Origin of the sequence: Saccharopolyspora gloriosae (assembly GCF_014203325.1) — a bacterium.
Lineage (GTDB): Bacteria > Actinomycetota > Actinomycetes > Mycobacteriales > Pseudonocardiaceae > Saccharopolyspora_C > Saccharopolyspora_C gloriosae.
Genome location: NZ_JACHIV010000001.1, coordinates 1,372,607 through 1,387,552, shown reverse-complemented (window position 1 = coordinate 1,387,552; position 14,946 = coordinate 1,372,607). Strand labels below are relative to the sequence as shown.

11 protein-coding genes are annotated in these 14,946 nt (G+C 71.4%); 2 read left to right on the top strand and 9 right to left on the bottom strand.

The window, feature by feature from the left end; all coding sequences use genetic code 11:
• Positions 1 to 12 precede the first annotated feature (12 nt).
• From BJ969_RS06300 to BJ969_RS06290, 3 genes are all read right to left on the bottom strand, one after another.
• Positions 13 to 1,248 (bottom strand): ArsA family ATPase, encoded by a 1,236-nt coding sequence (locus tag BJ969_RS06300; protein ID WP_184477903.1) that lies wholly within the window; start codon positions 1,246 to 1,248, stop codon positions 13 to 15.
• A 183-nt stretch (positions 1,249 to 1,431) separates the two neighbouring features.
• Positions 1,432 to 1,872: an SRPBCC family protein gene (locus tag BJ969_RS06295; RefSeq protein ID WP_184477902.1), complete on the bottom strand. Its 441-nt coding sequence runs from the start codon at positions 1,870 to 1,872 to the stop codon at positions 1,432 to 1,434.
• Between the two features lie 75 nt (positions 1,873 to 1,947).
• Complete coding sequence (locus BJ969_RS06290) at positions 1,948 to 2,736, bottom strand: metallophosphoesterase (protein ID WP_184477901.1); 789 nt, start codon at positions 2,734 to 2,736, stop codon at positions 1,948 to 1,950.
• Between the two features lie 234 nt (positions 2,737 to 2,970).
• Between BJ969_RS06290 and BJ969_RS06285 the strand changes: the two genes are divergently transcribed.
• Positions 2,971 to 4,773, top strand: coding sequence for an AMP-binding protein (locus BJ969_RS06285; protein ID WP_184477900.1), 1,803 nt, complete (start codon positions 2,971 to 2,973; stop codon positions 4,771 to 4,773).
• A gap of 158 nt (positions 4,774 to 4,931) precedes the next feature.
• On the opposite strand, the gene BJ969_RS06280 is transcribed toward BJ969_RS06285, so the two are convergent.
• The 3 genes from BJ969_RS06280 to BJ969_RS06270 form a co-directional block, all read right to left on the bottom strand.
• Positions 4,932 to 6,188 carry a basic secretory protein-like protein gene (locus BJ969_RS06280; RefSeq protein WP_343071256.1) on the bottom strand — a complete coding sequence of 419 codons (1,257 nt, stop codon included), beginning with the start codon at positions 6,186 to 6,188 and terminating at the stop codon, positions 4,932 to 4,934.
• 144 nt (positions 6,189 to 6,332) lie between these two features.
• Positions 6,333 to 7,385: a C40 family peptidase gene (locus tag BJ969_RS06275; RefSeq protein ID WP_184477899.1), complete on the bottom strand. Its 1,053-nt coding sequence runs from the start codon at positions 7,383 to 7,385 to the stop codon at positions 6,333 to 6,335.
• Positions 7,386 to 8,068: 683 nt separating this feature from the next.
• Positions 8,069 to 9,412, bottom strand: a complete 1,344-nt coding sequence (locus BJ969_RS06270; RefSeq protein ID WP_425503532.1) for an NYN domain-containing protein — start codon at positions 9,410 to 9,412, stop codon at positions 8,069 to 8,071.
• Positions 9,413 to 9,537: 125 nt separating this feature from the next.
• Between BJ969_RS06270 and BJ969_RS06265 the strand changes: the two genes are divergently transcribed.
• Positions 9,538 to 11,265, top strand: coding sequence for a DEDD exonuclease domain-containing protein (locus BJ969_RS06265; RefSeq protein ID WP_184477898.1), 1,728 nt, complete (start codon positions 9,538 to 9,540; stop codon positions 11,263 to 11,265).
• Positions 11,266 to 11,329: 64 nt separating this feature from the next.
• Here BJ969_RS06265 and qcrB read toward each other — a convergent pair whose 3' ends face one another.
• The 3 genes from qcrB to qcrC are packed head-to-tail and all read right to left on the bottom strand — an operon-like array spanning position 11,330 to position 14,936.
• The gene (gene qcrB / locus BJ969_RS06260) at positions 11,330 to 12,994 is read right to left on the bottom strand and encodes a cytochrome bc1 complex cytochrome b subunit (protein ID WP_184477897.1); all 1,665 of its coding nucleotides are present in this window, start codon (positions 12,992 to 12,994) and stop codon (positions 11,330 to 11,332) included.
• Positions 12,991 to 14,136, bottom strand: coding sequence for a cytochrome bc1 complex Rieske iron-sulfur subunit (gene qcrA, locus BJ969_RS06255; RefSeq protein WP_184477896.1), 1,146 nt, complete (start codon positions 14,134 to 14,136; stop codon positions 12,991 to 12,993). Before qcrA ends, qcrB begins: the two co-directional genes overlap by 4 nt.
• Positions 14,133 to 14,936, bottom strand: a complete 804-nt coding sequence (gene qcrC / locus BJ969_RS06250) for a cytochrome bc1 complex diheme cytochrome c subunit (RefSeq protein ID WP_184477895.1) — start codon at positions 14,934 to 14,936, stop codon at positions 14,133 to 14,135. The genes qcrA and qcrC overlap by 4 nt, the downstream gene beginning before the upstream one ends.
• Between the last annotated feature and the right edge of the window lie 10 nt (positions 14,937 to 14,946).

Sequence of the window (14,946 nt, the reverse complement as noted above, 5' to 3'; positions counted from 1 at the left end):
TGGTCGGGGACTTCATCGCATCCACTGCTCGGGGTCCGGCCGGAACGACACGACCAGACCGTCATCACCCGCCACCGCCCCCACCACGGTGCAGCGGCGCAGGACCGCGGGCAGGGCGATCAGCCGGCGCCTGCCGTCGACGGTGATCGCGAGTTCGTCGCCGATCCGGGCCAGGTCCACGTCGGCGTCGTCGTGCAGCGGCAACGCCAACCGCAACGTGTACTCGGAATCCAGCGCCCGCCCACCGCCACCGAGCTCCATGGCGGGCGCGCTCGCGGCGGCCCGCGGCGGCTCGTCGTCGGCGTGCAGCTCATCGCCGAGTTCCAGCAGCGCGGCAGCACCGACCGGTTCCGCCGCGCGGTGCAGCACGGTGCGCAACGGCAGTTCCGTGGCGGCCCGCACCCCGGCGATCACGTCGTCCTGCTCCTTGCGCCGCGTGCGCAACCAGGTCGCCGCCTCGCCGCGCGCCGAACCCGGATGCGGCACCAGCCGGTTGACCACCAGCCCGTCCACCCGGATCTGCTGCAGGGCCAGCGCGGTCAGGGTGCGCCTGGTCTCGGCCGCCACCACCGCCTCCGGGGTGAGCACCAGCCGGACGGAGGTGTCGGCGGACAGCAGCATGTCCCGCAACGCCTGCAACCGGTCCGCGAGCCGCCCCAGCGCGTCGGCCACCGAGTCCCAGCGGTCCACGTTCTCGCTGCCCGCGACCCCCGCGAGCAGTCCGCGGACCATGCGCCGGTGCGTGGGGAACAGCCGCTCCAGGTAGCCGGACAGCGATTCGGGCAGCGCCAGCAGCCGCAGGGTCTCGGCGGTGGGGCCGCAGTCGACGATCACGGTGTCCCACAGGCCGCTGTCGGCGAGCCGGTGCACTTCGGCCAGCGCCAGGAGGTCCTCGACGCCGGGCAGCACGGTGAGCTCCTCGGCGTCGAGCTCGCTGATGCCCGCGCCGAGCAGCATCGTGCGCAGGTGCTCGCGCAGCTCGGTCCACGCCTCGTCGAGCAACCCGCGGGTCTGCACCTCCGCGGCGTGCAACCGGGCGAGGCGACCGGAGCCCGCCGCGTCGTCGCGGAGTTCGACTTCGCGGGGCTCGCCGGTCAGCGCGGCGCCGAAGGCGTCGCCGAGGGAGTGCGCCGGGTCGGTGGAGACGACCAGCACCTTCTGCCCGCGTTCCGCCGAGCGCGCGGCGGTCGCGGCGGCGAGGGTCGTCTTGCCGACGCCGCCTTTTCCGGTGAACAAGAGGATGCGCAAGGGCGGTCTCTGGGGGATCGGGGCTGCGTTGATCGGGGGCTGATCACGGCCGGGCGGAGGCGGGGTCGAACGACCCCGCGCCCGGATCGGGTATCCGGTCTGCCTCTGTACTACTGGATCTCCGCTCCCGCCGCAGCGCACGGCCGCGTCGACCGGCAGCGGGACGAGCGGCCGGGCGGGCGCTCAGGTACCGGGTTCGACCCGGCGCTTGAGCTCCTTGAGCGCGGTGTTCATGATCATTTTTTCGGCCTTGCGCTTGAACATGCCGATCATCGGGATCGCCAGGTCCACCGCCAGGCTGTAGGTCACCTCGGTCTCGCCGCCCTGCGGGCTGAGCCGGTAGCTGCCCTGCTGCGCCTTCTGCACCTGTCCTTCGGACAGCGTCCAGCTCACCGAGAGCCCGTCCTCGGCCCACTCGTAGACGTTGACGTAGGTGTCCTTGACGACTCCCGCGTCGAGCACGAACCGCACCTTCTCGGCCTGGCCGGAGCCGGTCGTCGAGAGGACCTCGGTCTCCTTGACCGCCTCCGCCCATTCCGGATAGCTGGCGAAGTCCGAGATCACCGCCATGATCTCGGCCGGGGTTGCCTGGATCACGATGGAGTGCGTGGACTGATCGACCATGCCGCGCAGATTACAGGGCGGCGGCGACCCCCGACGCGACCGGCGGGCGAGTGCCACCGCTCGCGCCGCGGCGGGTCACCACTGCAGCACGTAAGGGCGTTCGGTGCGCTTGAAGTGCCCGACGTTGACGCATTCGGTGCGGCCGACGCGGACCCGCTGCGCCAGCGGCTGGTGCACGTGCCCGAACAGCGACCACCGGGGCCGATCCCGGTGGATGCGCTCCAGCAGCGCGCGCGACCCGTGCTCGGGGCGGCGGGCGATGACGTCGTAGACGAGTTCCGGGACCGCGGGCGGCAGGTGCGAGCAGAGCACGTCCACCGGGTCGAGGGCGGCGACGGCTCCGTCGTACTCGTCCTCCGGCCGCAGGTACGGCACCCATGCGGCGTCCTTGCGCAGCACTCCGCCCGGCGACAGCACGGTGCCGCCGACGAAGCCGAACCGCAGCCCGCCGATCTCCACGCTCTCGCCGTCGACGAAGCGCACGCCGTCGCGGGCGAACTCGGGCCACAGCGCGGGCTCGTCAACGTTGCCCGCGATCGCGTAGGTCGGCGCGCTCATCGCGGCGAACAGCGCGGCGTACTGCTCGCGGACGGCGTCTCGCACGACCTGCTTCGGGTCGTCCAGCGACGCCCACAGCGAGCGGGCGTAGGCGCCGATCTCGGCGCCGCGGTGGTTGCGCCGGAGTTCGGCGAAGTGCGCGACCTTCTCGGCCCCGAAAACCGCGCCCAGGATGCCGCGGCCGTGCTCGTGGTAGTCGACGAAGTCGATCAGGTCGCCGAGCACGAGCAGCGCGTCGGCGCCGTCACCGGCTCGTTTCAGGGCTTCGGCGTTGCCATGAACATCGGACACCACGTGCACGCGCACGATCTACTCCTCACCGCAGTTCCGCCGACCTGTGCGACAGCCTGCCATGATCCTCGCCACCGGCGGAAACGAGTCCGCCGGGCACCGGTGCGCCGCTGGACCCGGCGTGGCAGGCTGCGGGCGGGCGGCCCGAAACGAGTCGAACCAGTTTCGTATTAAGAACTCGGGACTACCGCTCAGTAACTATCAGCGTTAGGTTGTGCGCACATTTCATGTTCCATCGGAGGTTTCAAGGTGCGAGAGTTCAGCGTCCCTGCCACTGAGGCCGTGGCCGAAGACGAGAACCTCACCGACATGGTGTGGGCCAACGCGGAACGTTTCGGTGGCACCGTGAGCTTCCGGCGCCGGATCGACGGCACCTGGGTCGATGTCACGGCCGCCGACTTCGCCGCGCAGGTCCTGGCCGTGTCCAAGGGGATCATCGCCGCCGGGCTGCAGCACGGCGACCGGATCGGCTTGATGTCGCGGACCCGCTACGAGTGGACGCTGCTCGACTTCGCCATCTGGGCCGCCGGTTGCGTCACGGTGCCGATCTACGAGACGTCCGCGGCCGACCAGGTCGAGTGGATCCTCGGCGACTCCGGGGCGCGCGCCGCGTTCGTGGAGACCTCGGCCCACCGCGCCGAAGTCGGCACCGTCGCCGAGCGGCTCCCCGAAGTCGCGCACGTCTGGCAGATCGACGCCGACGGCGGAGCCACCGCGGCCGTCGACGAGCTGACCGCGCTCGGCGCCGACGTGAGCGACCAGACCGCCCACGAGCGCCGCCGCGAAGTCCGCGCCGACGAGCTCGCCACGCTCATCTACACCTCGGGCACCACCGGCCGCCCCAAGGGTTGCGAGCTCAGCCACCGCAACCTGCTGGCCGAGGTCCGCGGCGACGTGAGCGTGTTCCCGCAGCTGCTGCGGCAGGGCAACTCGATGCTGATGTTCCTGCCGATGGCGCACGTGCTGGCCCGCGCCATCGCCACCGCCTGCGTCTACTCGCGCACCACGCTCGGGCACACCGGCGACGTGAAGGACCTCGTCAGCGACCTCGGCTCGTTCCGCCCGACGCTGATCCTCGCCGTGCCGCGGGTGTTCGAGAAGGTCTACAACACCGCGAAGCAGAAGGCCCACGGCGACGGCAAGGGCCGGATCTTCGACGCCGCCGAGGAGACCGCCGTGGCCTACAGCCAGGCGCTCGACGCGGGCGGCCCCGGGCTGGGCCTGCGCGCCAAGCACTTCGTGTTCGACAAGCTCGTCTACGGCAAGCTGCGCGGCGCCCTGGGCGGGCGCTGCCTGGGCGCGGTCTCCGGCGGGGCGCCGCTGGGCGACCGGCTCGCGCACTTCTACCGCGGGGTCGGCGTGCCGGTGCTGGAGGGCTACGGGCTCACCGAGACCACCGCCGCCGCGGCCGTCAACGTCGAAGAGGGCTTCAAGATCGGGACCGTGGGCCGGCCGATCCCCGGCACCAGCATCCGGGTCGCCGAGGACGGCGAAGTGCTCATCAAGGGCGACGTGGTGTTCCGCCGGTACTGGAACAACGAGACCGCCACGAAGGAATCGCTGCAGGACGGCTGGTTCCACACCGGCGACCTCGGTTCCCTCGACGACGAGGGCTACCTGCGGATCACCGGCCGCAAGAAGGAGATCATCGTGACGGCGGGCGGCAAGAACGTCGCCCCGGCCGTGCTGGAGGACCACCTGCGGGCGCACCCGCTGATCAGCCAGTGCATGGTCGTCGGCGACAAGAAGCCGTTCATCGGCGCGCTGGTCACCCTCGACCCGGAGTTCCTGCCTGCCTGGTTGAACAACCACAACCGCTCCGCCGACACGCCGCTGACCGAGCTCGTCGACGACCCCGAGGTGCACGCCGACGTGCAGTCGGCCATCGACGAGGCCAACAAGGCGGTGTCCCGCGCCGAGGCGATCAAGAAGTTCCGCATCCTGGCGAAGGACTTCACCGAGGCCACCGGCGAGATGACCCCGAGCATGAAGCTCAAGCGCAACAAGGTCGCGGAGAACCACGCCCAGGACATCGAGGCCATCTACACCTGAGCCGGTTCCGGACCTGCACAGGTGTCCGGGTGGCGGAACCTCAGCGGTTCCGCCACCGACCGGATCAACGATCAGGCTCTGCCGAGTTCTCGGCCGGTGCCGTTGCGGAAGCCCGCGGTGAGTCGATCGCCGCGGGCTTCCGCGCGTCCGAGGTCCGCTCAGCCGAAGCGGTCGTGGAGTTCGGCGCGCCAGGACTCGACCAGTTCGGCGGCGGACAGGCCCGCGAGCTCGCGCAGCGCCGGGTCCACTTCGGACGGTGCGCCCACCGAGGCGATGCGGCGGTACAGCTCCACGGTCTTCGGCTCCCCCACCCGCCGCACCAGGTGCTCCACCAGCGACCACGACTGCTGGTAGGCCGCGTCCAAGCCCGCGCCGGAGGTGTGGAAGTCCCGGTCTCCTGGCGGGCCGTCGGGCGCGGCACCGGAGCGGACCTGGCGCGCCAGGTCCGGCGCGATGCGCTCCGGCGGCAGTCCGCTGTCGCGGTAGCCCACGTAGTCCGCGAACCCCTCCAGCAACCACATCGGCGCGCCGTCGGCGGTGTCCGCCCGCGCCGCCACGTGCGTCATCTCGTGGCGCAGCACCACCCGCAGCGAGGTGTCCGAGAGCCGGTCCGCGGTGGCGGTGTTGAACACGACCCGCGGCCCCTCGACGCGCCGATCGGCGATGTTCACCTCGTCGGCGACGGCGACGGCCGCGATGCCGTCCACCGCGAACTCGGCGCCCACCAACTCCCGCAGCTCCTCCTGGGAGCGGGGCAGCAGCACACCCACCTGGCGCCGCCAGTCCGGTCCCCACACGTCGGTCACGGCGGCCACCGCCGAGTCGAGCTCGCCCGCCAGGCGGTCCGCGAGCTCCTCGGAGCCGTCGTGCCCGATGATCATTCCGTGCGGGGTGGCCCGCACCCGGCACGGCCCGAAGTCCCACGGCCCCCGCCACGCCTGGCCGCGGGCGCGCTCGTCGTCGCTGAGCAGCCAGCGCCCGTCGCGCCGGGTGAAGGTGAACCCCGCCGGGCGTTCCGTGGGCACCGCGTCCACCCCGGCCAGCGCGTAGCGCAGCACCACGTCGGGGTTCGCCGAGCTCGCGGAGGCACCGGACGCGGGGCGGACGTCGTAGTCCCACTCGGCCAGCGGCACCTCGGCCAGGTTGTGGAACAGCTCGCGCTGGCGGCGCTGGAAGTCGGGCGGAGCCGCCGGATCGAGCGACGCCGCGAACGCCGCCTCATCCCTCGTGAGAATCGCGCGGGCGCGCTCCCGCAGCACGGACTCCCATTCGTGCTCCAGCGTCGCCACGGAGGCGTTCTGGAGCCCGGAAACGGGTGCGGTCGGCGTCTGGGCCGGGAACGGGACGAACGCGCCCACGGCCAAGGCGGCCGCGGCGGCGACCGCCGCAGGCCACCCCCTCGAGACCCCAGGCACGAGCCGGATCGTAGGTCGGGCGGCGGGCCGCGGCCCGTCGCGAGCACCCGCCGGTCACCCACACGCGGCGAGGGCCGCCGTCCCGGTGGGACGACGGCCCTCGCCGTGCGAATCAAGACCCGCCGAGGCGGGCTCGGCAGAACGTCAGCCGACGATGCGCCGCATCGAGGAGACGTCCGCGATGCTGTCGTAGTCGGCGACCTTCACCACGTCGCCCTCGGTCGGGGCGTGCACGGCCTTGCCGTTGCCCACGTACATGGACACGTGGCTGACCGGGCTGTAGTAGAAGATCAGGTCGCCCGGCTGGAGCTGGCTCGCCGAGATCTTCTTGCCCTCGGTGACCTGCGACTTCGTCGAGCCGCCGATGCTCACGCCGGCCTGCTTGTAGGCCCACTGCATCAGGCCGGAGCAGTCGAAGGTGCTCGGGCCCTTGGCGCCGTAGACGTAGGACGAGCCCTGCTTGCTCAGCGCCGCGGTGACCGCCTCGGCGGCGGAACCGGAGCCGCCGGGCGACTGGTAGTCGGTCTCGCCGCCACCGGTCAGGGAGTCCTGGTCCTCCGAGCTGAGCTCGGCGTAGCGCTCCTTGACCTTGGCGACCTGGGCGTCCATGTCGGCCTTCTTCTTGCCGATCTCGCCCTGGATGCGGGCGGCGTCGGCTTCGGCCTGAGCGGCGCGGTTGCGGGCGTCCTGCGCGCGCTTGGTCGCGTCCTCGGCCTGGTGCACCGCCGCGGACAACTGCTTGATCGCGTCGTTGTTGTCCTTGGCCAGCACGTCCAGCGCCGAAGCGCGGTCCAGGAAGTCGTTCGGGGATTCGCTGACCAGCAGCGCGGACAGCTTGTTCAGCCGTGCGCCCTGGTAGGAGGCGGTGGTGAGCTGGTCGACCTGGCCGCGGAAGCGTTCTTCCTCGGCCCTGGCCTGGTTGGCGACCTGCTCGGCCTGGTCCGCTTCGGCGGTGGACCGGTCGAGTTCCGCCTTCTTGGCCGCGTGGTCGTCCTCGGCCTTCTTGTACTCCTCGGTGACGGCTTCTGCCTGGTGCGAGAGTTCCCGCACCTGCTTGGCCGCGTCCGAGGCGTTGTCGGGGAGGTTGGGGTCTGCGATCGCCGGCGCGGAGGTCATGCCAACGGCGGCGAGGACCGCCGAGGCCGCCAGCGCTCCGCGCATCGTGCGCTTCAATCGATGCGACGCCACGTCGCGCATAGCTCCTTCGTTGTCGACCGCCTACCGAGTACGCGGAGGTGGTGGTCCAGGGCGACCCGGACTCCGGGCGCGGCTTCGCGCCCGCACACCCCACGGGGGCAGGTTCCCGGTTCGGCTCCCCGACTAGCCGATTCGGCGGCGCTTCGCGGAGGACCCGGAGTGGGTCGCTGATCGCCGCGAAGACGCGGTAAGGCTACGAAAGGTGAAGCGTGACGTCCAGAAGTGGGGGGGTAATTCTTCTGAACACCCCGCAATAGCACAATGGGATTATCTTCATGAGCGGAGCGTGATCGAGCTCGCGGTCTCCTGACCAGCGCCTCCCCGAAACCACCACCACGCCCCACCCCCGCCCAGCACCCCGGATGATCTCCGTATGAGATCCACCACTACCCGACCCGCCAAGCCCCTGCGCAGCGCCCCGACGACGAACCGAAGCCGAGTCCGCCGTGAGCGCTCGGCCCCGAGCGACCAGCATTCACGCCCATCGTCCTGTCAGCGGCGAAGCCGCTGAGCAGCGATCACCAGAGCAACCGGCACCGCCGCGGGTTCTCAGCCGGTCTCTCGCGAGGACGGCTTTTTCCCTCGTGGCGGAGCCACTCGGGAAAAAGATCCCGCAGCGAGAGACCGACTGAGGTTCCGCCACCCGCCCCCGATGCAAAAGGACCCCGAACGCAGAGACCGACTCACACTCGGTTGAGGCGGTCCAGCAGCACGGCCGACGCGACCGCGTAAGCACCGGCGCGACGCACCGAGGTCACCACCGCCCGGTCCGACGTCGCCACCACCAGCTGCCTGCCCTGCGGCTCGGCGATCACCAGCGAGCGGATCACGTCGTCGGCGATCACGCCGGGGTCGCTGAACAGCACCCGCACGCCGCGCGGCCCGGCGGTGGGCACCGCGAGCACGTCGGCACCGTCGAACACCACCGTCACCTCCGCGCCGGTGCGCGCCGCGAGCGCCGCCAGCTGGTGCGCCAGGCGGTTGCGCTGATCGGCCAGCGGCAGGTCCGGATAGCCGGTCTTGGTCACGTTGTAGCCGTCGACGATCAGGTGCACGGCGGGCAGCGCGAGCAGCCGGTCCAGCGCCACCGCGTCCGCCACCTGCCCGGTGACGCCGGAGTCGGTGCGCACCCGCTGCACCACGTCCGCCGGACGCGGGCCGTGCCCGCCGGCGCGCAGTTCCCGGCGCAGCCCGCCGAGCGCGCCCTCCATGGTCTCCAGCAGCAGCGAGATCCGGACCTCGTCGCCCTGCCGCGCCTCCCTGGCCGATTGCCGGGCCACTTCCGCCTCGGCCGCGGCGCGCTGGGCGCGTTCCCGCTCCTCCTGCGCCTTCACCTGCTCGCGGTCCCGCTGGGCGCGCAGGTCCGACAGCTCGGTCTCCACCAGCCGGTGCGCTTCGGTGAGCTCCGCGCGGGCCACCTGCGCGTCGTCCTTGGCGTCGCGGAGGCGCTGGCCCTGCTCGCGCAGGCGCTTGCGCAACCGGTCGGCTTCGGAGCCGGACGCATCGCCAGCCTGCTCCTGCGCGCGCCGCAGCTCGGCGAGTTCGTGCTGCAACCGCTCGGTCTCAGCGGCCAGCCGCTGGGCTCGGGCCTGCGCGGAGTCCCGCTCACCGCGCAACCTCCCCTGTTCCACGCGGAACGCGACGAGCTCCACGTAGTGCTCCGTGTTCGGCGTCCCGAGCAGGATGCCCGCCGCGGCGACCACCACCGGGTCGGAGTTCGCCGCGTCGAGCCCGTCGGGGCGGTGCTCGCGGCACCAGTCGACGACCGCCGTGCGGAACACCGGGGCGTCCCGCAGCGCCGCGACCAACGGCCCTTGCCCGAGCTTCGCCCGTTTGGCGGGTGCGAACCGCACCACCGGGCGAAGCGGGACCGGCACGTCCGAGGGACGCATGCCCTCCAGCGCCTCCGCGCCCAGCTCGGCGAGCCTGGCCCGCACCGGCGCGGGGAGTTCCTCCGGGTCACCGGCCGGACAGGGCTCGAAGACCTCGCTCGGAGCGCCGTTCGGCGCCTGCCGCGGACTGTCCACAGCAGACTCTTCGGAGCGCGGGGCATCGGCACCCGACGTCGGCGGAACCACGGGACCAGGCTAGTCGTCCGCTCCTCGTTCACCCGATCCGGAGGTTGTCGGTGGCCGCCCGTAGCGTGCGCGCGATGACCGGGGCGCAGCTGACCTTCGACGAGATCGACGACGACCTCCCCCTGCACCGGACGACGTTCGTCGTCGTCGACCTGGAGACGACCGGTGGCAGCGCGCAGCGCGACGCCGTGACCGAGATCGGCGCGGTGAAGGTCCGCGGCGGCGAAGTGCTCGGTGAGTTCGCCACCCTCGTCGACCCCGGCTGCGAGATCCCGCCGATGGTCGTGTCGATCACCGGGATCACCGGCGCCATGGTGCACGGGGCGCCGCGCTTCGACTCGGTGCTGCCCGCGTTCCTGGAGTTCAGCCGGGACAGCGTCCTGGTCGCCCACAACGCTCCGTTCGACATCGGATTCCTGCGAGCGCACTGCGAACGGCTGGAGCTGACCTGGCCGAAACCGCAGGTGCTGTGCACCGCGAAGCTCGCCCGCCGGGTGCTGAGCCGGGACGAGACGCCGAACCACAAGCTCGGCACCCTCGCCCGCGTGCTGCACGCCCGCACCACCCCGGTGCACCGCGCCCTCGACGACGCCCGCGCCACCGTCGACGTGCTGCACGCGCTGCTGGAGCGCCTCGGACCGCTGGGCGTGCGGACCGTGCCGGAGCTGCTGGCGCACCTGCCGGACGTGACCCCGCAGCAGCGCCGCAACCGCGGCCTGGCCGACGACCTGCCGAACGCCCCCGGCGTCTACCTGTTCCGCGGCCCGAACGACGAGGTGCTCTACGTCGGCACGGCCTCCGACCTGCGCCGCCGGGTGCGGCAGTACTTCACCGCCGGGGAACGCCGCGGCCGGGTGCGGGAGATGGCCGGGCTCGCGCAGCGGGTGGACCACGTGGAGTGCGCGCACCCGCTGGAGGCCGAGGTGCGGGAGCTGCGGTTGCTCGGCGCGCACCAGCCGCGCTACAACCGCCGCTCCAAGTTCCCGAAGCGCACCTGGTGGGTCGTGCTCACCGAGGAGGCCTTCCCGCGGCTCTCGATCGTCCGCAGCGCCCGCGACGGAGCGCTGGGCCCCTTCCGGTCCCGGGCGGCCGCGGCGGAGGCCGTGGAGACCTTGCAGGCGGGCACCACGCTGCGCCGGTGCACCGAACGCATCCCGGCGCGCAACCCGTCGGGGCGTCCGTGCGCGGTGTACGAACTCGGGCGCTGCGCGGCGCCGTGCGCCGGGCACCAGAGCGTCGAAGAGTACGCGCCGCAGGTCGTCACCGTGCGGGAGGTGATCTCCGGCGGCCCCGCCGGCCGGGACGCGGAGCACGGACTCCTGGAGCGGCTGCACGCGGAACTCGACCGGCTCGCCGCCGAGGAGCGCTTCGAGGACGCCGCCGCGGCCCGCGACCGGCTCGCCGGGCTGGTGCGGGCGCTCGACCAGGCGCAGCGCTGGGCCGCGCTGGCCGCGGTGCCCGAACTGGTCGCGGCCCGCCCGGACGGGGCGGGCGGCTGGCAGCTGGCCGTGGTGCGCCACGGCAGGCTCGCCGCCGCGGGCAACGCGCGGCGCGGGACACCGCCGATGCCGGTCGTGGACGCGCTGCAGGCGGCTGCGGAGACGGTGCTGCCGGAGCCCGGACCGCTGCGCGGCGCCCCCGCCGACGAGGTGCGCGTCGTGCACCGCTGGCTCACCACCGGCGGCACCCGCCTGGTCCGCTGCGCGACGCCCTGGGCCGAACCGGCCGGTTCGGCGGCCGCGTGGCGCACCTGGCTGGAGCGCGCCACCCAGGCCCGGACCCCCTACCCCGCCGCGGACTGAGCCCGGAACGCGGAGCGGCCCGGCACCCCTGTGGGGTACCGGGCCGCTCCGGGCACGGTCAGGCTCACTCAGAAGGCTGCTGCGGCCTTCCGGAGACCAGTTCGCTGTCCTCGCGCGCCTCGTGCTCCGCGCGCTCGTTCTCCGCCCGGGTCCGGGCCAGGGCCTCGGTCTCCTCGGCGGGGTCCGGCTTGAGCCAGCTGCCCTCGACCGGGGAGCCCGCGGCACCGAGCTTGTTCATCTTCTTCGGCACCGCGGCGCCCTGGTAGGCGAGCTCCTCCGGGTGACCGTGCGAGTCCACCGGCCCGAGCGGCTGGTGCACCTCGATGAACTCACCGTGCGGGAGCCGCTTGATGATGCCGGTCTCCACGCCGTGCTCCAGCACCTCGCGGTCGGCCCGCTGCAGACCCAGGCACACCCGGTAGGTGATGTAGTACGTGATCGGCGGTGCGAGCAGCAGCCCGATCCGGCCGCCCCACGTCATCGCGTTCAGCGAGATGTTCAGCTCGAACGCGACCACGTCGTTCATGCCGGAGATCATCAGCACGGCGAAGAAGGACAGCGCCATCATGCCGAGGCTGGTGCGTACCGGGTTGTCCCGCGGACGCTGCAGCAGGTTGTGGTGCGCGTTGTCCCCGCTGAGCTTGCGCTCGATCATCGGGTAGGCGATCAGCAGCGTGAACATGATGCCCATGCCGATCGCACCGCAGAAGAACACCGGCGGCACCGTGTACGGCCCGATGTAGAGCTCCCAGGCCGGCCAGATCCGCAGGATGCCGTCCGCCCACATCAGGTACCAGTCCGGCTGCGAGGCCGCCGAGACCTGCGAACCGAGGTACGGCCCGAGGTTCCAGATCGCGTTGATCTGGAACACGCCGCCCATGATCGCCAGGATGCCGGTGGTCAGCGCGAAGAACGCACCGCCCTTGAGCGCGAAGGTCGGCATGATGCGGATGCCGACGACGTTCGTCTCCTTGCGCTTGGCGCCCGGGAACTGGGTGTGCTTCTGGTACCAGACCAGCGCCAGGTGCGCCGCGACCAGGCCGAGCATGATCCCCGGCAGCACCAGCACGTGCAGGATGTAGAGCCTCGGGATGATCTCCATTCCCGGGAACTCGCCGCCGAACAGCGCCCAGTGCATCCAGGTCCCGATCAGCGGGATGGACAGCACGATGCCGGACATGGTGGCGCGGACGCCGGTACCGGAGAGCAGGTCATCCGGCAGGGAGTAGCCGAAGAAGCCCTCGAACATGCCCAGGATCAGCAGCAGCGAGCCGATGACCCAGTTCCCCTCACGCGGGCGCCGGAACGCACCGGTGAAGAAGATCCGGAACATGTGGGCCATCATCCCGGCCACGAACAGCAGCGCCGCCCAGTGGTGCAGCTGCCGGATGAACAGACCGCCGCGCACCTCGAACGAGATGTCCAGGGTGCTCGCGAACGCCTTGGACATCTCGACGTCCTGCAGGTTCCGGAACACGCCGTCGTAGGTGACCTCCTCCATGGAGGGGTCGAAGAACAGCGACAGGTAGATCCCGGTCAGGATCAGGATGATGAAGGTGTAGAGCGCGATCTCACCGAGCAGGAACGACCAGTGCGTCGGGAAGACCTTGTTGAGCTGGCGCCGGATGCCGGGCGCCATGTTGTACCGGCTGTCGGCCTCGTTGGCCGCAGTTGCCGCCTGCCGGTAGAGCTTGCTCTCCGGCTTGGTGGGCGTCGTGATCGAACTCATGAGTTGCGCTCCCAGTACGCTGGGCCGACCGGCTCGATGAAGTCGTGCTTGGCCACGAAATATCCCTCTTCGTCCACCGTGATCGGTAGTTGCGGCAGGGAACGAGTGGCCGGACCGAACACCGGCTTGGCGTAAGTGTTGACCACGTCGAACTGCGACTGGTGGCAGGGGCAGAGCAGGCGGCCGGTCTGCTGCTCGAACAGCGAGGTCGGGCAGCCCACGTGGGTGCACACCTTCGAGTAAGCGTAGTAGTCGCCGTAGTTGAAGTTCTCCTGGCCCTTGCGCTTGACCGGGGAGCTGCCCGGCCGGAGCCGGATCAACATCACCGGGGCGTCGCTGCGGCGCAGCACCGAGGCGAGCTTGTGCTCGTCCTCGCGGTCGGACTCGCGGAACGGGAAGACGGTCTCGAAGCCACCGGCGTCGATGTCCTCCGGGCGCAGCAGCGACACGTCGTGCGGGTCGCCGGTGTCGCGCCGCAGGTAGACCTTCTCGTCGTTCTCCTTCATCCACGCGGTGTGCTTGAGGGAGTCGGGTCCCTCGGTGGCCCACGGGTCGCGGATGAAGCCGCCGATGGCGATCACGCCGGTGCCCAGGCCCAGCGCCGCCCCGCCGAAGCCGAGCGTGCGGCGGATCATGGAGCGCCGGGCGAAACCGCTGCGCACACCGGTGTCGGCGAGGATCGCGGTGACCGTCTGCTTGTCGACCTCGTCGGATCCGTGCCCGTCGTGGCGCTGCTGGATCGCGACCTCGTGCGGGATGAGGTTCTTGGTGTAGAGCACCACGCCCACGCCCAGCGCGACGACCGACAGCCCCAGGAACAGCCCGATCAGCGGGGTGTAGAGGTTGTAGAGGAAGTACGCCTGGCCGCCCTCTTGCGGGGAGACGTAGGCCCACGGCCAGAAGATGAACACCGCGATGAACGCGATCGCGGAGAGGCCGGCGAGCACGAACCAGGCGGCGACCGCCCGCTCGGCGCGGCGCTCCGCGCGGGTGTTCTCCACCGGGAACGGGTCCTGGTAGTGGACGAGCTCGACGTCGTCGAGGGCCAAGCCCAGCCGCATCTTCTCGTCGCGGCTCATCTCGGCCAGTTCGGCCTCGGTGTAATCGCGCTTGGGGCTTGCCTGCCCGCCTTCTGCACTCATGCCCTGGCTCCGATCCACAGGGTGACGCCGATCAGCGCGCCGAGTCCGACGACCCAGGCGATGACGCTCTCCGAAGCGGGGCCGAAGCCGCCGACGGAGCTACCGCCGGGGTTGTTGTTGTTGTCCGTCACGGACTTGACGTACGCGATGATGTCCTTCTTCTCCTCCGGCGTGAGCTGCCGGTCGGAGAACTTCGGCATGTTCTGCGGGCCGGTGAGCATCGCCTCGTAGATCTGCTGCTCGCTGGCCGGGTCCAGGTTCGGCGCGAACTTGCCGGACGACATCGCGATGCCGCGGCCGGTGAAGTTGTGGCAGGAGGCGCAGTTGAGGCGGAACAGCTCGCCGCCGCGCGCCGAGTCGCCCGTCGCCGCCGCGCCGGTGGTGTCCGGGGACACCGGGCCGCCGCCGTAGGTCTGCACGTACGCGGACATCGCGTCGATCTCCTCGGGGGAGAACTTCGCGGGCTTGCGGATCGCCTGGGCTTCCTGGCGGACCATCGGCATGCGGCCGGAGGAGACCTGGAAGTGCACGGCGGCCTCGCCGACACCGACCAGGCTCGGCCCGCGGTCCTTCACACCGCCCAGGTTCGCGCCGTGGCAGCTGATGCACGCGTTGTTGTAGAGCTGCTCGCCCTGCCTGACCAGCGCCGGGTCCGCCGCGGCGTGCGCGGTCTGCGGCTCGGGGGTCAGGACGGTGTACAGCCCGCCCGCGCCGACCAAGGCGATCCCGAGCGCGAGGACACCGGAGAGCCTGCGCCGGAACTTGGATCCCGCGCGGTTCCGTTTCTTGATGGTGGTCATGAGTGCGGCA